Genomic DNA, 19,589 nt, shown 5'->3' on the forward strand with positions numbered 1-19,589 from the left:
TCCGCCTCCACCCATACGCGATCATCATCATGAACAGCCGTTCGTTTGGGCGGTCGGTTCCTCGCGCCTAAAGCATTGACAACGGACATCAGAGCGCTGTCGCCCTAGCACATTGGCAATGATGCATTCTGCCGTTTGAAGGTCGCCGCGACGTCAGGCAATTTGAGTGTTTACCTGGATCTCGTATCGGCGATGTTAGTGTTGACCTTCATGCCGGTTTGGCGGTCACAATGAGTTGCCGACAGGCAATGGCCTGTTGCGCCGGCGCAATGGCTGTCCGTCGGATTGGAGGAGGCCGAAGCTTTGGCAGCTAATGCCGGGTGTCCAGAAGCGGTTTGTCGTCGTCGAAATTGCCGTTGCTGAATGCGGTGAGGCCACGGCCCCACCTCGGGTTCCGTATGCGGTCAACTGCACCATCACGGCCTTCGCTCTTTCGAGGGCTTCATCAGCGCTGACTGCGTGCTCGTCGGCGACCTTTACAGAGACGGCGTGGCCGTCATCTCCGATGAAATCGATCTTCCAGCCGCCGGCGTGGTGCTCGATCCTCGTATCTGCCAGATGCATGTCATCCCGCCCTCTTGTTTTTGAGATCTGTTGCCACCGACTTGCGAAGTGCCTCCATGATGTTCACCACGTTCGAAGCAGGAGCGGCTTCCTCCTTCCTACCCCTGGCGGCCTTCTTCGGCTTGAGGAGCTTCTTCTTCTCGTCGATGAGCCGCAGCAGGCTCTCCTGGATTGGATCGCTGACCATGTCCGGAGACCAACGCGCGGCCTTCTGCTTGATGAGCTGCTGCACAAGGGGAATGAGATCCGGATCGGCCTGCTCGTCGATGTCTTCGAAATAGTTCTGTTCCGGCCGAACCTCGTCGCCGAAACGCAGCGTCCAGAGCACGATGCCTTCACCGCGCGGTTCCAGGACGACCGCCCGCTCTCGGCGGCCCATCACGAGCTTCGACACGCCGAAAACCTTGTCGGCCTTCATGGCATCCCTGATCACCGCGAAGGCCTCGTTGCCGACGGCGTCGTCCGGCATCAGGTAATGCGGCTTCTCAAGGTAGATCCACTCGATGCTGTCGGCCGGGACGAACTTGTCGATGTCGATCGTCTTTACCGTGTCGAGCGCAACGGCATCCAGGTCGTCCTCGGTGAGAATAACGTAGTCGTTCTCCCCGCGGGCGTAGCCCTTGGCTTCGTTCTCGTCCTTGACGGGCTTGCCCGTGACGGAATCGATGTACCGAGAGACGACGCGGTTGCCCGTCTCCTTGTTGAGTGTATGGAAGCGAACCTTCTCGCTCTCGCTGGTGGCCGGGGTCATGGCCACGGGGCAGGTGACGAGGGAAAGTTTGAGATAGCCTTTCCAGTAATATTTCGGAGCCATGATCTATCCCCCTAGCTGGCCTTGCGCCGCGGAGCGGCCCCGGAAGAGGCGGCTTTCGAAGCCACTCCGCGCGCGGCGCGCTGCCTGCCAGTGCCTTGATTGGCATTGGCCGCAGTGCGTTTCGGTTTGTCGTCAGCGGCCCTCATCATGCCAGCACTCTCGCGGAGCGCGGCCAGCAGATCGTTGGGCTTCGAGACCTGCACCTTCTTCGGCTTCGGAAGCGACTTGCCTTCCAGCTTCGCCTTCACCAGGTCCGCAAGGGCGGCTTCGTAGCGGTCGTCGAAGGTCGCCGGATCGAACTCGCCCTTCTTGGTGCTGATGATGTGCTTGGCCAGATCGAGCATCTCGCCCTGGATCTTCAGCTTGGGCATCTCCTCGAAAGCCTTCTCGGAGGAACGAACCTCGTAGTCGTAGTTGAGCGTGCTGGCGATCAGGCCCTTGCCATGCGGCCGTATCAGCACCGTACGCATTCGACGGAATAGGACGGTGCGGGCGATGGCCGCGACCATCGACTTCTTCATCGCATCGCGGAGAGCCGCGAACGCGTCTCCGCCCATCTTGTCGGGCGTGAGGTAGTAAGGCTTGTCGAAGTAGACGTCGTCGACGTCGGAGCAGGGGATGAACGCCTCAATCTCGAGCGTCTTGTTGCTCTCAGGGATCGCGGCGGAAACTTCCTCAGGATCGATGATGATGTACTGGCCGTTCTCGATCTCGAAGCCCTTGGTCTGGGCTTCCTTCGGCACCGGATCCTCGGTCTCGCTGTCGATGAAGATGCGGTTGACGCGGTTGCCCGTGGCCTTGTTGATGGTGTTGAAGGTGATGCGGTCGCTAGTCGAGGCTGCCGTGTAGAGAGCGACGCCGCAGCTTACCTCGCCGAACTTCAGAAAGCCTTTCCACTGTGCACGCTGTCCTGACGGCATGACAAATACTCCGAATCATTAATCCGCGACTCAAAGACGTGTCAGGGTGATTCGTTCCGACTCAAAACGAATCATTTTTCAATACTTTACAGAATTTCTCTCCCAAATTGATTCCACCGTCTCCGCTGCGTCGAATTGCGCCCGGCAGTAGTGGAAAGCGGTGGAGATTGTTTAGTTCGAGAGCCACAGCAACCTGCTTCCTCCAGCACCATGCCGGGGACCTCGCTTAGGGAATTCCTCAGCTGGTTCAAGCGCAATCATCATTCACTATCTCTCGGGAACCGCCGAAATCGTTGTGAGTTTCTACTGCGGACGTTTCACTCGAAGGAGAAGCCCGATGGCACAGACACCGACATCCCGAGGCCGCGCACAGGATCGAGCCCGCGTGGCCGGCGGCCAGGATCACGAGGTCGAGTACGAAGCAAAGAAGGAGGGCGTCTCGAAAGATGCCGTCAAGAAGGCCGTGAAGAGCGCTGGCAACTCAAGGCAGAAGGCCGAGGCCGAGATTGACCGCCGTTAGGCGGCCGAACGACGTTGCTCCGTCCACGGAGGAGGCAGGTCCCGGGGGTCTCCTGGCTTTCCTAAACTGGGATCATGGCGACGCCGCTATCTCGTAACGAACAGTCATAGCCACGCAAGCCTGCCGCCTCCATGTCTGGGGTAACGCATGTCCAAGTGCATAGAGAACGACCACCTGCTGATGTCGAAGGCGGTCCGTGAATGGTATCGGTACTACGAGGTGGAGTGGGACGATCAAGCGTCCTCGTTTTTGTGTGATGCCGCCATTGAACTCTACAACGAGGGCTGTCGCTCGGTAGAGGAGATGGCGACCGTCCTGATCGGCACTTACGTCGGGCTGGCCGCCACGCGCGTAAACGCGCCATCTTCGAGCTCAGTGCATTGACGGGCCAAATCAGATCGGGCTGAAGTCGATGAATTCGCACTGCGTGTGATCCGACCGCGTGTTCTTGCAGTCGTCGACATATTCCCCTTGGTCGATTGCCGAGCAGCTCATTCCAGGCAACATGGTACCGGCGGGATTGGTCGCTAGCCTCAGGATACGCCGCATCTTGTGACCTACTAAGCGTGCAAAGAATCCTTGCTACGACTCGTTCTGGTGCCTAGCTTTTCAGTGCTCGCGCTGTCGCGCCGTTGCATAGGCCGCTTCGCTGCCGCAACATTGTCTCCGGGCATGCTCTTCCTGAACTGACGAGGATCCGACATGCTTGCTGAACGTCATATGACACCGGAATCAACCCCATCGACGCAGCTATGGCCTGGCACGGGTGATCCACGCGCAACCATCGATGCTCTGCTCCAGGATCGTGAACGGCTGTGCTAACAGCTCGCAATCGCTCGGGCATGCATCAGCAAAGGCTATACGCGCGGTTGGCTGCCCGGCGCTGAATTCGAGGGACGATGACGATAACCGCGGAGACGAGCAGAGTCCCCGGGGTTCGTCCAGAACTCGTAAGGGAGGCGAATGAAGTCGACCGCCTGACCGCGGTCGAAATCGAGAGTTTATTACTTCGTGCGATCACCACGGTACGCGCTCTGCGCGAGCAAGCTGGCATCCCTGGCAGTGGTACCGAAGATGATGCGATCGTCCGCCTGGACATCGTGGCAAAAGGCGTCGTCACATTTTCCCAAGCGAATATCTCGGCAACCCTTCGCGAAGTGGCAGATATTGATCGATCCCAGTAACGATGGGCCTGACGGATGGGGCAATCTCTCGACGCCATCACGCGCTTCAACGGCGTAGCCTGCCCGTCTGGGGATAGCTGGAAACTGAGCGGGCAATAGGAGTAGTGCTCGACGTCCGGTCTCACGCCGGCGGTCTTGCCCTATTTCTACGCCAGCGCGGTGACCGCCTGATAGCGAAGCGGGTCCTGCGGATCCTGGCCTTCCTGCACCCAGTGGCGCTTGACGCCGCCGATCGGCGCCCATGCCTGGGTGACGATGCCGAGCTTGCGGTGCGCTCGGTTAGAGCCTTCGGGACGAAGAAGGATGCAGTTCGACCTGTAGAGCCGACGACCAGTCAGGGGCCGTGAACTCCCTGTTCGCCAGCGCGATCAGGCATTGGGCGATATCAGCGGCAACAGCAGTTCACATTTGTTCAACAAATGTTGCAATGCAATATGCTGTGGGGCTCTTCTTTTGCTCTCGTCTTGTCCTTTATTGTGCACGTGCGAACAGATCGCTTCTGCAACCCGCCGGACGAGACAATCCTCCCACTGTCCGGCCAGAAAGAGGATCCGAATATGGGTGATCTCCTGAAAGGCATCTCCAGCTTTCGCGGCGCCGTGTTCCCGAGTCATTCGGCGCTTTACCGCAAGCTGGCGCGCGAGGGCCAGCAGCCACATGCCCTGATGATATCTTGTGCCGACAGCCGCGTGATGCCGGAAACCATAACGCAGTCCGGACCCGGCGATCTCTTCGTCTGCCGTAATGCCGGCAATATCGTTCCCCCCTTCTCGACCCTCAATGGTGGGGTCTCTTCCGCAATCGAATATGCCATCCTGGCGCTCGGCGTCAGCGACATTGTTGTCTGCGGTCACTCCGATTGCGGGGCGAAGAAAGGGCTGTGCCACCCACAAATGCTGGAACCAATGCCGAATGTCGCGGCCTGGCTGCGGCACAGCCACGCCGCTTATTCGATTGTTTGCCAGGCCTATCCCGACGATCTCTCCGAAGGTGACCGCGTGCGAGCGGTAGCAATGGAAAACGTCCTTGTGCAGCTCGACCATCTAAAGACCCATCCGTCGGTAGCTGCGAAGCTTGCGACCAACGAGATCACGCTGCACGGCTGGTTCTTCGACATCGGGACGGGCGAGGTCCTAGTCTATGACGGGGTTCTGGCGAGGTTCACGGAGGCTCAGGAGGGGGAACCGCTGCCGGTCGCCTTCACAGGACGGGGCCATCCGCATGTCATGCCGCGGATTGCCGCAGCGCTTGCCGGGGAGTAGCGCCATGACAAAAAACGTTTCTGAATTCGCGCGCGACCTCGCTTCGTCTCTGGTGGTTTTCCTTGTCGCCATTCCGCTCTGCTTGGGAATTGCGATCGCCTCCGGGGTTCCAGTGGCCATGGGGCTTATCTCCGGTATCATAGGAGGGCTGTTCGTGGGCCTGCTGGCAGGCTCGCCTCTTCAGGTCTCCGGGCCGGCCGCCGGTCTAGCCGTCATCGTCTTCGGCTTCGTCGAACAGCATGGCATTGCCATGCTCGGTCCTGTGCTGCTCGTTGTCGGACTTCTGCAGATCGTGGCGGGGTTCCTGAGAGTTGGCTCCTGGTTCAGAGCGATTTCTCCGGCGGTGGTTCATGGGATGCTGGCCGGCATCGGCATTTTGATCATCCTGGGACAGATCCATGTTCTCATGGGTGCCATGCCCGCAGCAGGTGGCATAGAGAACGTCACCGCCATCGACGAGAGCGTCAGCCGGTTAACAGGCCCCAATGTCACCAGCGAGGCCCTCGCACTGTTGGTCGGCCTTATCGCTCTCCTTGCGATGGTGTGTTGGGAGAAATTCCGCCCGAAATCACTGTCGCTCGTCCCGGGAGCTCTTGTCGGTGTTGCTGCCGCTACAATCTTGACAACCACGCTTGCACTCCCGATCGCCCGCGTGGACTTGCCCGCCTCTCTAGTTGATAGCATATCCTTTCCGACGGCCGGGAATATGGCCCAGCTTGTGCAGCCGGGCATTATTTTAATGACGTTGATGATTGCCGTCATTGCAAGCGCCGAAACCCTTCTTTCCGCGGCCGCCGTCGACCGAATGCACGATGGAGAACGTACCCGCTTCAACAAGGAACTATTCGCCCAAGGCGTCGGTAACGGCCTTTGTGGATTGCTCGGGGCATTGCCGATCACGGGTGTCATTGTTCGATCATCGGCCAATATCCAGGCCGGAGCTCGCACGCGCACCTCGGCAATATTACATGGCGTTTGGATCCTGGCGTTGGTCGCGCTTTTACCGGGCGTGTTGGGAATGGTGCCGTTGACGGCGCTTGCCGCCGTACTGCTCGTCACTGGCTGGAGGCTGATCAGTCTCCACCATGTGCGTCACTTGTTCGAGCACCATGGTCTTGTACCGGTCGGGATCTGGGCAGTGACGGTGGCAATGGTCGTCCTGCAGGATTTGCTGGTCGGCGTGGCGCTGGGCCTTGCGCTGTCGATTCTGGAAATTCTCCCCTATCTGCGCCGAAAGCTTGTGATCAGGCATGCTGAGATCGACGACGAAATTCATATCCGTTTGCGCGGAGCGGTAACCTGCAAAGACGTGCCGGCGCTCCTCAGCACGTTCGAAGGGCTACCCGACGGCCGCAAAGTAAATATCATCGGCAAACACCTATTTTACATGGATCACACGAGTGCTGAGACGATTAGCGAATGGCTCCGGCGCGAGACGAAATCTGGCCGAATCGTCGAGATCCACCCGCCCCGGGCCGCCCGTCATCCCCGCCTCAAGCCGCTGTTTGACCGATTCTCAGCCGAAGCCGCCTGAACCTGCGAGGAGGGCAAATCCAATGCCCTTCCGCCCAGCAGCGTGGAAATCAATTCCTTAGCGCGACTCGTCACGTAGACGATTACTTTGACTTCAAGGGAAATCGACAAGCCTCCGGCAATCGTCTCCGGCGCGACCTCGCTATCTGATGTTAACATCTCGATGAGCGGCACGCGGCACCCCACTCGAACCTCATATGACGAATTGAGGCGGCAATGAACGAGGTCAGCACCAAAATTCGTGACATTCGTCGCCAAGGAAGAAATTGGGGCGCCCCACCGGTCGGCGGCTTGCCGTGCAAACATGCCCGCCGCATCGCTTTTCAACAAGAATACCTGCCGGAATACTCATGACCGGGGCACTGGACATCCTTCATTGAGCAGATATACGGCCGGGCGAAAATCGATCTCCCTTCGGGCCTGCCTTGTCGAACGATCACGATCAAATGTTAGCGAAACTGCGTCTGATCTAATATTTGCACGCCCGGAACACACCTAGCCAATCGTGGACAGGCCGGCAGTTCAAATCCACTGGCAAGGCGGAGCGCAGACGGCTTTGCGAGAGCGGGCCTATTCAGCGCCTATCCGTCATCCGAGCACCGAAAAGCCCATCTGCCAAGCTGGACCCATACGTACAATTGGCATCGCCCGCGCGGCATAAACACCCATCAGTCGCCTCGACCTCAACCGAGACAACTTCTTGAGCATGCCGCCCACTAGTGCCTCACCGCTCTCGCTGCCCTATCAAGTCGAGCACCGGCTTCTGCGACACAATCAATGAAGCTGCGACGAGGCGCATCGAGTAAAGACCTCTCACGGAAGAACACGGCTATATCTCGGCTTAGAATTCGCGATGTGATCGGAAGAGCGACAAGCCTGCCTTCAAGGAGTTCCGTCGCGACAGCATGTTCAGGAAGCATGCCGAGATTGTCGGAATTTTCAATCATCGTTATCATAAAGCTCACGGAATTGCATTCGCTAAGCTGATTTGGAACGCTCACACCTTCATCAAAGGTAACCTGTTCCACCGGCGAGATGTTACGACCGACGAGGTGGGTCACCCACGGATACTTGATCAACTCTGGCCAAGCAATAAGCCCTCTTAGGGCAGGATGGTTCGGTCTGCAGAGGACAACGAGGCGATCCCTGAACAAGACGCGTTGCTTGATGCCTTCGACGTTTTCGAAACAGCCCGTTTGTGCGATGATAAAATCAAGTTCCGTACGCTGCAGTCCGACCAACAGCTCGGGATGCGCGTTTTCGAAAATTCTGAGTGGAACTGAAGGATACTGGGCGCGCCACTTGCAGACGGCGCGGGGAACGACGTTGGCGACAAGGCTGACAATTGCACCAACGGTGAGACGTCGTGGGATCCCACATCGATCTTCGAGGATCTGCTTTTCTGCCACATCCATCTCGTCTTGGATAAACCAGGCTCGAGAATAAAGCAGCTCACCGGCGGACGTCGGAATCACACCCATCGGACCACGTTCGAGGAGCTTAACGCCAAGCGAAGCTTCCAACCTGTCCATTGAAGAACAGAGTGCTGGTTGGGATAATTGCAGCTCTTTGGCTGCTTTTCTGAAACTGCCGTGCTCAACAACGGACTTCATATATAGAAGCTTTTTGGGATCCATTGTGTTTCTCCTCCATACACAATGAGCTCTGTCAAACTGCACTTCCTTATTTTGTTTGCTATCCCACAATATGGGACTACTCATATTCCTCGTACGGGCTCGTTGCAGTGGAACACAACATCAGTGTTGGTGACGCTCCATTTGAATGGAGCGTCACGTCTGTCATTCCCCAAGATGCGGACGGAGCAGAGAGAGGTCTGCTTCGCTGAGACGGTCACGCGCATTTAGCTGGTGCCAGTAAGGATAGATCAGTGGCTGCTGACTGATGAGATCCAATCTGGCGCGTTCTTCAACGGAAAGTTTGAAGTCAGCCGCCGCGAGGTTGTCGGCAAACTGGGCTTCAGTTCGCCCGCCCGCGATCACCGAGGTGACGCCAGGTCGTCCAAGCGTCCAAGCGAGGGCCACCTGAGCGGCCGAGACGCCTCGACTTTCACCAATATTGACCAGTTCATCGACGATATTCCAGAGGCGATTTTCGTCGCGGATCGGCGGTTCTGTCCAGCCGGCAAATTGCCGCGTGCCCGCCGGCGTTTCCTGATTTCGCCGATGCTTACCTGAAAGCAAGCCTCCGGCAATCGGCGCCCACACAAGGACACCTAGACCTTGATCGATACTAATCGGGAGAAGCTCATATTCCGCATCGCGGGACTCAAGAGTGTAGTGGATTTGCTGGCTGGCAAATCGGGCTCGCCTATCGCGCTCACTGATACCAAGAGCCTTCATGATATGCCAGCCGGAGAAGTTGGAGCAGCCGATATAGCGCACCTTGCCCTGGCGAACGAGTGTATCCAGAGCCTCCATCGTTTCTTCCAGAGGCGTCAATCCGTCCCGTTCGTGCAACTGGTAGAGATCGATAACATCCGTTTTCAGGCGCTTCAGACTGGCTTCGCATGCGTTAATAAGGTGATATCGAGAAGCCCCAGCGTCGTTCGGACTTGCTCCCATTTGGAACCGCGCCTTTGTTGCAATCAACACGCCGTTCTTGCGGGGGCCGCCAATAATTTCACCCAGGATCTCTTCGCACGTTCCATCGGAGTAGATATCGGCCGTGTCAATTAAGTTCACACCCGCATCCAAGCACATATCGACCAGACGGCGTGCCTCATTGACACCAAGATCGCCCGTCATTTTGGCCCAGTTCTTCCCGCCGATAGTCATCGTGCCCATTGTAATGGTCGAGACTTTGAGACCTGTTTGTCCAAGTAATCGGTATTCCATAAGAACCTCCCTTTCTTCCCACCTATTTAGATCGCGTTACTGCCCAGTTACACTCTCATTAGATCAACACCCTTTATCGGATGTATGCCAAGAGCACGGATATGGCACTTGTCACACAGCCTTTACCGAGATGGATCCCCCAAATTCACTTTGAGCTTCCGACGGTTCCTTCGGCGCGCGGCAGCTCTTCGCTTGTCTGGAAAGCATGAACGCTAAAAGTCGCCCGTACGGGTTCTGTAGTTAATCTCTTATTATGGGATATAATGTTAAGTCAAGCCGCGGTCGAGACAAACGAGCATTTTCATCACGCCTAGTGCAAGCCAGTGCACACGGCTATTAGCGGATGAGGCTGTTACTGCACATGTTCTATGAAAAATCTAATGGCGGGCCGATTATGAGGGATGAGATGAAAGTACCGGGCTACAAGTCGATCCGAACAAAGATCGTAATTGCGATGAGTCTTTTGCTTGCCGTGACCCTGGTTCCGGCTGGCAGTTTTGTATGGCTCAGCTCCAAATCTAACTTGGAAAGCATGTCCGGCGAAATAATGAGGCAGGAGGCTGCGCAAGCGTCCAATCAGGTCAAAGCGCTTATCGCTGAATATAAAGGCCTTACCGCCGCTACGGTTGCGTTGCTCGGCATGCAATACGAACAAGGAATTCTTGATCCAGTTTCAATAAGAAACGCCATGCAAGCACAGATGGAAACCTTCCCCGAGCGATACAATGCCTGGTTCCTGTCCTTGCCGGGCTCGAAGTTTGCTCAAAGCCCGGGCAATACTACGGAGCATGCGCCCATTAACAAAGAAGGCCTGGTTTCCATCGCTATAAGCCGTGAAGAAAGCGGCTCTCTAACTTATACCGTATTCGAGCGCGTAGAGAGCGCGGACTGGTATCGGATCCCAGTTGAGACGCCGCAGAAATGGATTCTGACCGAGCCGTGGATTTCTCCAATTGCGAGCCATCCGGTCATCATCACGTCCGGGCGGGTGATTGTCGCTAACGATCGCAAAGTAGCACTGCAGGGCTACGATTTAAATTTGGCACAACTGTCCAGCAACATCGCACAAATGGCCCCAATGGGAACCGGCAGAATTTCCCTCCTGTCGCAAACAGGCAATTGGGTGGTTAATTCTGATAATGGTCTCCTAGCGAAACCGTACGAAGAGGCGCAAGGACGCGCTCAACTGGACGCCGCTCTGGCCACGGGCTCTCCACAATTTGTGGAGGATTACATGTGGAAAGACGGGACGGCAGTACGGCGCATGTTCTTCCCATTTAAAATACCAGATTTCAACACCAGTTGGGTTGCTGTCGTGGATGTACCGGTAGCGACGATCAATGCACCACTCCATCGGCAGCTTGTTGCCATAGGCATAGCCTTCCTAGCAGTCCTCGTTCTTGTTCTTCTTCTCGGATGGCTCATTAACAGGATGGTGGTGAAGCCCATTCAGAGACTTTCATCCACTATGGGAAGTTTGGCAAATGGAGTTTTGAATGAAGATTTCGATGCTAATACGAGAAGAGACGAGATTGGAGATATGGTGAAAGCCGTCCAAGTCTTTCGCTCCAATGCGATCGAACGCCAAACGTTGCAGGAGGGAGCGGATGCCAGCCGTAAGCTGGCCGATAAACAGCGGGTAGATCGTGAGGAGCAAAAGGCGAGAGAGGCATCCGAACTGCAATTCGCCGTTGAGAACCTCGCCGTTGGACTTCTGCAATTGTCGGAAGGCAATCTAGCATATCGGATAAGCGACTCCTTCGTAGAAAGCCTAGTCTCGGCCCGTGACAACTTCAATATCACCGCCGAAAAACTGGAGGCAGCTCTCTCACAGGTCGTGCAAAGCACCATGAACATTGATGGGGAGGCGAAGGATATTCGATCCGCAGCTGATAATCTTGCGAGGCGCACGGAACAGCAAGCCGCCGCTGTTGAACAAACCGCAGCCGCGCTCGAAGAAGTCACGACGACCGTAAAGACATCAGCGGCAAGCGCACAGGGGGCCGGTCGCCTTGTTTTACGCACGAAGAATAACGCTGAGAATTCTGGAGAAATCGTGCGCCACGCTGTCACCGCGATGGAGCGGATTGAGAAATCCTCTTCAGAGATTTCAAATATCATTGGCGTGATCGATGAGATTGCGTTTCAAACGAACCTTTTGGCGTTGAATGCTGGGGTCGAAGCTGCGCGCGCCGGAGATGCGGGTAAAGGGTTTGCCGTCGTTGCACAGGAGGTGCGGGAGCTGGCACAGAGATCGGCCAATGCAGCCAAAGAAATCAAGATCTTGATCAATACATCAAATGAGCAAGTCGGGCAGGGGGTGCACCTTGTGCGCGAAACGGGACATGCACTCGAGAATATCGTGTCTGAGGTACAGGAAATTAGTTTTCATGTTGCCGCGATCGTAGAAACTGCTCAGGAGCAGTCCTCTGGCCTTCAGCAAATAAACATCGCTGTGAACCAGATGGATCAAGATACTCAGCAAAACGCCGCAATGGTTGAAGAGACTACGGCGGCCACCCATGGCCTGGCTCAGGAAGTGGCTGCTTTGCACGAACTGGTGTCCCAGTTCCGGTTGTCCCACCGCCGCACCGAGGGGCCTACGATCTCGCAAAGCCTCGGTAGAGAGGGAGCCAAGCGTCGGTACGGATGACGTCACGCTGGCGCCAATCGAGAAGCTGTTGGTGGGCCTTCTTGCTCATCAACTATAATGGCTTATCCCGTTCGCACAGGTGGCCACAATTAGTTGTGCCGGTGTGCCTGTCGAAGAAATCGACAGCGAAAATGAATTTGCTGTCTTTGATCCGAACTCTTGAAGCACTAACGAGCCGATTCTCTCCAAAGAGTCTCTGTTGGCGTTCCGCAGAATATTTGCATTCACAGGTGGTTCAGCTTGATGTGGCGCTTAACGTGCCGTTGCCGATTCAGCGCATGCAGTGGTTGAAATTTTACATGCACTACGAAGACACCCCTGCAGGAGGAGTGTTAGATGCCTCAGGTTGCGGACTATCGGCACCATCAAAATTTCGGTCCAATTATAGCTGTTCGGACATGGAATGCGTGGTGGAAAGACGCGGGTCTTCATCTTTCCGACATTACACATCATCTGACCGAAATGGTCGGTGATCGCTCTTCCGACGGCGCTCGTTGCTCATGACGAAAGCGGCTATCTCGGATCAGCCTTCCTCATCGATTGCGATTTGGAGGAGCGGCAACAATACAAGCCATGGATAGCGGCCGTTTGGGTGGAGGAGAATTAACGCAAACGTGGGGGAGGAAAATCACTCGTCGATGCAGCGGCAAAAGCTGCTGCCGATCTGGGATATCGGGTCTCGTACATATGCTGCCATCAAGAGTTGGAAACCTTTTACACCGCTTTTGGCTGGAGCGTTTTGGAACGTGATGTCGGCCCGCATAAGTTAAGCGTATTGTCCTCTGAGGCCTAAAGCATAGTGTCGGCCGTGTGCGGTGAGGCGGTCCGACCACCCGTGATCTTCGAGCCAACGGGAATATGGCGGAGATAGCCTTTCGCGATCTCCGTTGGTGCTAGGCGTGGTGGGTGGACGTACCGCCTCGTGTTCCTCTCCTCGCCCATCCGCCTCGGCGGGAACGCGGAGCGCTTCGGTTTCCTTCGTCCGTACCGCCAACGCTTCTCCTGCCGTCTGACCTCGTCGAGGGCGTCTAAATACCGCAACCGTGTTCCACGGCGTAGTCCTTGGCGCGGTCGAGCCTCTCGGGCCGGACCATGTCGAGAATCTGGTCCTCGTGTGCGGCCTTCCATTCCCGCGTGTCGCCGACGATATCGCGCCAGGTTGATCGGCCGATTCGCTGTCCGAGACCAAGGCTGGTATCGACGTTGGTCTGGAAATGCCGTCGGCGATTCCGACGTAAGACGAACTCGTTGGCGTAGATGTCGACGTGCTTATCGCGGACGCCATGGTAGGTTCCGTAGCTCCATCTCTTGAAGTTGGAGAAGAGCCGATGCACCCAGGGTAGGACTTCATGCGCAAGTGGTGCATCCACTGCGCTCAGGTTGATCGCTTGATGACCCCGATCTTCCGTACACGGTGGGGAGCGCGGACAATGGCACACTGATCATCAATCCGGTCGTCTACCCTAAAATCCAATACGACCCTGACCGAGATTTCCGCCCGGTCGGAATGTACGCCGGCATCAATCTCTTGCTTTGCGTTCCAAACAACTCGCCGATTAAACGCCGAATATCTGATAAAGCTAGGGGTGCGCCAGAACCGATCCTTCACGCAAGCCCCGGGATCGGCACGCCACTCCACCTCGCGATGGAGCGTCTCGCCCGCGACGCAAACGCGCATCTCAAGCACGTGGCATACAAGGGCATAGCTCCCGCGTTGAATGACGTCCTAGCCGGTATTGTTGACAGTATCGTGATCGACTACACGACGGCCAATTCGCAAATCAAGGATGGCAAAATCCGAGCGATCGCCGTCTTCTCGGAAAAGCGCCTGACGGTGCTTCCTGACGTTCCGACGATGGCGGAGCAGGGCGTGCCCGGCTTCAGGCTGGGGCTTGGCACTCGCTGATTGTGCCCAAGGCTACGCCGGACGACGTGGTCGCAACCCTGTCTCAGGCACTCGGCAAGGCTTTGCAGGACCCGTTGGTGAAGACCCGCTATGCCGAGCTTGGTCTCGACATGCCTCCGAGCTACCCCGAAACCATGGCTCAGCGATGGGCAAGCGATAAAGCCACCTGGCAGCCTCTGATCCGTTCGCTGAACATCAAGCTCGACGGCTGAATTCAAATGGTGTGTCCGGGCATCTGGCCCGGGCACACGCTCACGCCACACGAACTCAGTTAATCGATCTCGTGCGTTGCCGATCCATCTCAGGAACACCATGAACGCTGACGCGCCGGCGGGCAGGATGGCTAAAGCTTCCGAAATTGCGAGCGTCGCGCTCGGCCTCGCAGGTTGTGAGGCGAGCCTCGTCCATTGGTTGGTCTATACCGCTGACGGGGGTGGCTCATCCGATGAGCATGCCGGGCACGTGGTCAGCGAATTTATGCCGTCGCCGGTTGCTCGTTATCGCGTCCGATTGATGAGCGTGTTCGATAACCGTTAGCAAGATATCGTACCTAATCATTTTTTTCAGCAGCCCTACCTTGGGAGACGGCGTTTCTCGGAATGCGCCAGGCCATCAGCAACGAATGGAGCTGGAGATGAGAGATCACTCACATTTGGAACTTTCACGTCGAGACTTGCTTGTCTCTTCGGCGGCGGCACTCGCCGTTACTGGAGTTGCTGCAAAAGGGGCAGCGGCACAATCCTCGGGGAAAGAAATGAATTTCAACACAAGCGTTTCCTTCAAGGTGAACGGCGAGCTGCGCGATCTCAAGGTCGACAATCGTACGACCTTGCTCGATGCCTTACGCGAGCACCTTCATCTGACAGGCACGAAGAAGGGCTGCGATCACGGCCAGTGCGGCGCATGCACCGTAATGGTGGACGGACGTCGGATCAATTCCTGCCTGACATTGGCCGTCATGCACGAGGGTGACGAGGTCACAACCATCGAAGGCCTCGGACATCCCGGCGACCTTCACCCGATGCAAGCCGCATTCGTCAAACACGACGGCTTCCAGTGTGGTTACTGCACCCCCGGACAGATCTGTTCCTCCGTGGCGGTGTTGGAGGAAATCAAATCGAATATCCCTAGCCACGTGACCCAAGACATCTCGGCAAAGGTTGAACTCACCGCTGCGGAAGTCAGGGAGCGTATGAGCGGAAACATCTGTCGATGCGGCGCGTACTCCAACATTCTAGACGCAATCTCTGAAGTTGGGGGGATTAAGGCATGAGACCCTTCACCTATGAACGCGCCACGACGGTGCAGGCGGCAGCGACAGCAGCCGCAGCCAATCCGGAAGCGAAATTCATCGCTGGCGGCACCAATCTTCTGGACTTGATGAAGCTCGAAATCGAGCAGCCCCCGCATCTCATTGACGTAAACGGCATTGGCCTCGATAAAATTGTACCGACGTCCGAAGGGGGGCTGCGCATCGGCGCTTTGGTTCGCAACACTGATCTGGCAAGTGACGCAAGCGTCCGCCGGGATTACGGTTTGCTTACGCGCGCTCTTGTCGCTGGGGCATCCGGCCAGCTGCGCAACAAAGCCACTACGGCAGGCAACCTCCTGCAACGCACACGCTGTCCGTATTTCTACGACACCAATCAACCCTGCAACAAAAGGCAGCCGGGCAGTGGATGTTCTGCAATCGGTGGGTTCTCCCGCCAACATGCAGTCGTTGGAAGCAGCCAATCCTGTATTGCCACCCATCCCAGCGACATGGCGGTCGCAATGCGGGCGCTCGACGCGACGGTCGAAACAGTCAAAAGACACGGCGGTAGCCGATCGATCCCAATCGCAGACTTCCACAGGCTTCCGGGCGATACGCCTCACATCGAGACAGTGCTTGAGCCCGGCGAGTTCATAACTGCAGTAACGCTTCCCAAGCCGATTGGCGGCAAGCATATCTATCGTAAAGTGCGCGATCGCGCCTCTTACGCGTTTGCGCTCGTATCCGTCGCCGCAGTGATCGAACCGGATGGAACCGGCCGCGTTGCTGTCGGCGGCATCGCTCACAAGCCATGGCGGACAGAGTCAGGGGACCAGCAGCTGAAGAGCGGGGCAAAAGCCGCGAGCGCAGCACTGCTCGCCGACGCACGCCCAACGGAGCAAAATCGCTTCAAGGTGACCCTTGTGGAACGAACGATCGGCTCGGTGATCGCAGAGGCAAGGGGATAACGACCATGAAATTCGACACACCAGCAGTCAACAATCCCATCGATCAAATGAAGGTCGTCGGACAGCCCATCCCCCGCATTGACGGTCAACTGAAGACGACCGGCCGAGCGATGTATGCCTATGAGTGGCATGATCCGAAGGTCCCCTATGCCTACGGTTATCCAGTCGGTTCCTCGATCGCTAAGGGCCGAATCCGGTCAATGAACATCGATGCCGCAAAGCGGTCCCCCGGCGTTCTAGCGGTTGTGACCACTTTGGACGTGGGAAAGCGCGAAAAGGGCAAGTTCAACACGGCCAATCTCTTCGGAGGCGATGAAGTCCAGCACTATCACCAGGCGGTGGCGGTGGTGGTCGCCGAAACCTTTGAGCAGGCGCGCTTTGCCGCTTCGCTCATCAAGATCGATTACGAAACCGCGATGGGGAGTTTCGACCTGGCGAAGGCCAAGGACAGCGCCGTCAAGCCCGACGAGAAGCAGCAGCCCGACACAGCCGTCGGCGATTTCGAGGGGGCCTTCACGAACGCCTCCGTGACCTTGGACCAGTCCTACACGACCCCCGACCAGTCCCACTCGATGATGGAGCCGCACGCTTCGATCGCCGCTTGGGACGGCGACAAGGTGACCGTGTGGACTTCCAGCCAGATGATTGATTGGTGGCGATCCGATCTGGCGACCACTCTTGGCATAGACAAGGACAATATTCATCTGATGTCGCCGTTCATCGGCGGCGGGTTCGGGGGCAAGCTGTTTCTGCGAGCCGATGCCGTGCTGGCCGCCTTCGGAGCAAAGGCCGCAGGCAGACCGGTCAAGGTCGCGCTGCCGCGTCCTTTCATGCCGAACAACACGACCCATCGGCCAGCGACCATCCAGCGTATCCGCATCGGCACGTCCCGGGATGGAAAGATCACCGCGATTGCCCATGAAAGCTGGTCTGGCGACCAGAAGGGAGGCCAGCTGGAAACGGCAGTCAATCAAACCCGGCTGCTTTACGCCGGCGAGAACCGCATGACGGCGATGAGGTTGGCGACACTTGATCTGCCGGAAGGCAATGCGATGCGAGCGCCGGGCGAAGCACCCGGATTGATGGCGCTCGAGATCGCAATCGACGAGATCGCCGAAAAGGTGGGCGTCGACCCTGTCGAATTCCGCATTCTCAACGATACTCAGGTCGATCCTGAGAAGCCCGAACGACCATTCACACAGCGGAACCTGGTCGGTTGTCTCAAGCTCGGCGCGGAACGCTTCGGTTGGAGCCAACGCGGGAAGCCAGGTTCGCGTCGGGAAGGAAATTGGCTCATCGGCTTGGGTGTCGCAGCGGCTTTCCGGAACAATCTTCTACTCCCGTCTGCGGCCCGGGTTCGGCTCGGCGCGGACGGAATAGCAACGGTCGAAACCGATATGACGGATATAGGTACAGGCAGTTACACCATCATCGCGCAGACGGCGGCTGAGATGCTGGGTCTCCCGGTGGATCGGGTGGCCGTTCAGCTCGGCGACTCGCGGTTTCCGGTTTCAGCGGGTTCCGGCGGGCAGTTCGGGGCGAACTGTTCCACCTCGGGCGTCTATGCCGCGTGCGTGAAGCTCCGTGAGGCGGTAGCACAGAAACTCGGCTTCAACACGGATGACGCGGTGTTCGAGAATGGACAGGTACGATCGGGCGACCGTTCGGTCGCACTCGCCGAAGCAGCCGGTCCCGACGGGCTGATTGGCGAAGACAATATGGAATGGGGTGATCTGGCTGACACGCATCAACAGTCGACCTTTGGTGCCCACTTCGTGGAAGTCGGCGTCGACGTCGCCACGGGTGAAACGCGCATTCGGCGTATGCTGGCAGTCTGCGCCGCCGGCCGAATCCTCAACCCCATAACTGCTCGCAGCCAGGTCATCGGTGCCATGACGATGGGGGTAGGTGGAGCCCTGTCCGAGGAACTGGCGGTCGATACCAAGCAGGGTTTCTTCGTCAACCACGATCTTGCGGGCTATGAAGTTCCTGTCCATGCCGACATTCCCCACCAGGAAGTGGTGTTCATGGATGAGGCAGATCCGATGTCGTCGCCGATGAAGGCCAAGGGCGTTGGCGAACTCGGACTTTGTGGTGTTTCGGCCGCCGTCGCGAACGCGATCTATAACGCTACCGGGGTGAGAGTGCGTCACTATCCTATGACCCTCGACAAAATCATAGGCGGGTTGCCGGATGTTGCATGAGGATATCACCGCACTCCCGGATATCCATCCGCACGAGGTCAGCGAAGCTGTAGTAAGGCCGACGCCGGTCCGATCGTTGCTCACTGATGATGTGGAAGAGATATTTCGCTTTGCGATCAGGGAGCTTGCTCGGGGCAGGGTGGCGCTTGCCACCCTGGTCGAAATCAGGGGAGGAGCCGCGCGCGCACTCGGATCCCACGTCGTCATTGCGGCTGATGGACGTTTCTGTGGCTATGTGTCCGGTGGCTGCATAGAAGCGGCGGTTGCTGCCGAGGCGCTCGACGCGCTCAGTGAAAACAAAGACCGGGAGGTTAAGTACGGAGAAGGCTCTCCCTTTTTCGATATTGTCCTGCCGTGTGGTGGCGGGATCACGGTGTCGATTCACGTGCTGCACGGCACTAAGGTGCTGAGCCAGGTCATTGCAGAGCTTGACCAACGCCGGAGTGCGGGCCTGCGCTACACGAGATCACGAGAACAGCTTGAGATTATTGAACCGCCGGAAAGGGCCGGCTGTGTCGATGACGCCTTCGAAACAATTTATCGGCCCCGCACGCGTGTTTTGATCTCCGGTCAGAGCGTCGAGGCCGAGCGGGTCGCTTCTATCGCCAATTCATCCGGGCATGAGGTCGTCGCATACACGACAAGGGAAAGTGGCCTGCCCGATATCGATCAGTACACCGCCGTAGTTCTTCTCCACCACGACCTCGATGCGGAGCAGAGGGTTCTCCACGCAGCACTGCGCTCGAACGCGTTTTACATCGGTGCGTTGGGAAGTACTCGCACCCACCGCAAAAGAGTAGATAGGCTCGACAGTTCCGGGTTCTCGAAGGCGCAAATCCGTCGGATAAAAGCGCCGATCGGTGTGTTCGGACCAACTCGTGACGCCAACTCACTTGGCCTGTCCGTCTTGGCCGATGTTGCAGCTACGCGCTTGTCCATCTACGCGTGAGGCAC

At 57.3% G+C, this 19,589-nt stretch carries 15 protein-coding genes and 4 pseudogenes; 13 read left to right on the plus strand and 6 right to left on the minus strand.

Annotated elements, in window-relative coordinates; genetic code table 11:
- Nucleotides 1-310 precede the first annotated feature (310 nt).
- The 3 genes and pseudogenes from FHX14_RS26140 to FHX14_RS26150 form a co-directional block, all read right to left on the minus strand.
- Nucleotides 311-564: pseudogene (locus FHX14_RS26140) on the minus strand (hypothetical protein).
- Between the two features lies 1 nt (nucleotide 565).
- Nucleotides 566-1,378, minus strand: coding sequence for a Ku protein (locus FHX14_RS26145; RefSeq protein WP_184379704.1), 813 nt, complete (start codon nucleotides 1,376-1,378; stop codon nucleotides 566-568).
- A gap of 11 nt (nucleotides 1,379-1,389) precedes the next feature.
- Entirely contained in the window at nucleotides 1,390-2,298 is a 909-nt protein-coding gene (locus FHX14_RS26150; protein ID WP_184379706.1) for a Ku protein, read from the minus strand.
- A gap of 337 nt (nucleotides 2,299-2,635) precedes the next feature.
- Between FHX14_RS26150 and FHX14_RS26155 the strand changes: the two genes are divergently transcribed.
- From FHX14_RS26155 to FHX14_RS26185, 7 genes and pseudogenes are all read left to right on the plus strand, one after another.
- Nucleotides 2,636-2,818: a DUF3606 domain-containing protein gene (locus FHX14_RS26155; RefSeq protein ID WP_184379708.1), complete on the plus strand. Its 183-nt coding sequence runs from the start codon at nucleotides 2,636-2,638 to the stop codon at nucleotides 2,816-2,818.
- A 147-nt stretch (nucleotides 2,819-2,965) separates the two neighbouring features.
- Nucleotides 2,966-3,202, plus strand: a complete 237-nt coding sequence (locus FHX14_RS26160; RefSeq protein ID WP_184379710.1) for a hypothetical protein — start codon at nucleotides 2,966-2,968, stop codon at nucleotides 3,200-3,202.
- 515 nt (nucleotides 3,203-3,717) lie between these two features.
- On the plus strand, nucleotides 3,718-4,002 hold the full coding sequence (locus FHX14_RS26165; RefSeq protein WP_246713457.1) for a hypothetical protein: 285 nt from the start codon (nucleotides 3,718-3,720) through the stop codon (nucleotides 4,000-4,002).
- A 557-nt stretch (nucleotides 4,003-4,559) separates the two neighbouring features.
- The gene (locus FHX14_RS26170) at nucleotides 4,560-5,264 is read left to right on the plus strand and encodes a carbonic anhydrase (protein ID WP_184380024.1); all 705 of its coding nucleotides are present in this window, start codon (nucleotides 4,560-4,562) and stop codon (nucleotides 5,262-5,264) included.
- Between the two features lie 4 nt (nucleotides 5,265-5,268).
- Nucleotides 5,269-6,798 (plus strand): SulP family inorganic anion transporter, encoded by a 1,530-nt coding sequence (locus tag FHX14_RS26175; protein ID WP_184379712.1) that lies wholly within the window; start codon nucleotides 5,269-5,271, stop codon nucleotides 6,796-6,798.
- Nucleotides 6,799-7,013: 215 nt separating this feature from the next.
- Entirely contained in the window at nucleotides 7,014-7,151 is a 138-nt protein-coding gene (locus FHX14_RS26180) for a hypothetical protein (protein WP_184379714.1), read from the plus strand.
- A gap of 193 nt (nucleotides 7,152-7,344) precedes the next feature.
- Nucleotides 7,345-7,506 (plus strand): annotated as a pseudogene (locus tag FHX14_RS26185) (IS481 family transposase); the annotation flags it as partial.
- 7 nt (nucleotides 7,507-7,513) lie between these two features.
- On the opposite strand, the gene FHX14_RS26190 reads toward FHX14_RS26185, so the two are convergent.
- Together FHX14_RS26190 and FHX14_RS26195 are read right to left on the minus strand one after the other, a co-directional pair.
- Nucleotides 7,514-8,434, minus strand: a complete 921-nt coding sequence (locus FHX14_RS26190) for a LysR family transcriptional regulator (protein ID WP_184379716.1) — start codon at nucleotides 8,432-8,434, stop codon at nucleotides 7,514-7,516.
- Nucleotides 8,435-8,596: 162 nt separating this feature from the next.
- Nucleotides 8,597-9,652 (minus strand): aldo/keto reductase, encoded by a 1,056-nt coding sequence (locus tag FHX14_RS26195; RefSeq protein ID WP_184379718.1) that lies wholly within the window; start codon nucleotides 9,650-9,652, stop codon nucleotides 8,597-8,599.
- A 361-nt stretch (nucleotides 9,653-10,013) separates the two neighbouring features.
- Here FHX14_RS26195 and FHX14_RS26200 point away from each other — a divergent pair, with 361 nt between their 5' ends.
- Complete coding sequence (locus FHX14_RS26200; protein WP_246713458.1) at nucleotides 10,014-12,305, plus strand: methyl-accepting chemotaxis protein; 2,292 nt, start codon at nucleotides 10,014-10,016, stop codon at nucleotides 12,303-12,305.
- Between the two features lie 1,217 nt (nucleotides 12,306-13,522).
- Here the strand turns inward: FHX14_RS26200 and FHX14_RS33155 are convergent.
- Nucleotides 13,523-13,744 (minus strand): annotated as a pseudogene (locus tag FHX14_RS33155) (transposase); the annotation flags it as partial.
- Between FHX14_RS33155 and FHX14_RS26210 the strand changes: the two are divergent.
- From FHX14_RS26210 to FHX14_RS26230, 5 genes and pseudogenes are all read left to right on the plus strand, one after another.
- A pseudogene (locus tag FHX14_RS26210) lies at nucleotides 13,720-14,423 on the plus strand (tripartite tricarboxylate transporter substrate binding protein). The pseudogenes FHX14_RS33155 and FHX14_RS26210 sit on opposite strands and share 25 nt — an antisense overlap.
- 422 nt (nucleotides 14,424-14,845) lie before the next feature.
- Complete coding sequence (gene paoA, locus FHX14_RS26215; RefSeq protein WP_184379722.1) at nucleotides 14,846-15,484, plus strand: aldehyde dehydrogenase iron-sulfur subunit PaoA; 639 nt, start codon at nucleotides 14,846-14,848, stop codon at nucleotides 15,482-15,484.
- Nucleotides 15,481-16,431: a xanthine dehydrogenase family protein subunit M gene (locus FHX14_RS26220; RefSeq protein ID WP_184379724.1), complete on the plus strand. Its 951-nt coding sequence runs from the start codon at nucleotides 15,481-15,483 to the stop codon at nucleotides 16,429-16,431. Before paoA ends, FHX14_RS26220 begins: the two co-directional genes overlap by 4 nt.
- A gap of 5 nt (nucleotides 16,432-16,436) precedes the next feature.
- Nucleotides 16,437-18,635 (plus strand): aldehyde oxidoreductase molybdenum-binding subunit PaoC, encoded by a 2,199-nt coding sequence (paoC, locus tag FHX14_RS26225; RefSeq protein WP_184379726.1) that lies wholly within the window; start codon nucleotides 16,437-16,439, stop codon nucleotides 18,633-18,635.
- The gene (locus FHX14_RS26230; RefSeq protein WP_184379728.1) at nucleotides 18,625-19,584 is read left to right on the plus strand and encodes an XdhC family protein; all 960 of its coding nucleotides are present in this window, start codon (nucleotides 18,625-18,627) and stop codon (nucleotides 19,582-19,584) included. Before paoC ends, FHX14_RS26230 begins: the two co-directional genes overlap by 11 nt.
- Nucleotides 19,585-19,589 lie beyond the last annotated feature (5 nt).

It is taken from the genome of Rhizobium sp. BK619 (assembly GCF_014195245.1).
GTDB classification, from domain to species: Bacteria; Pseudomonadota; Alphaproteobacteria; order Rhizobiales; family Rhizobiaceae; genus Rhizobium; species Rhizobium acidisoli.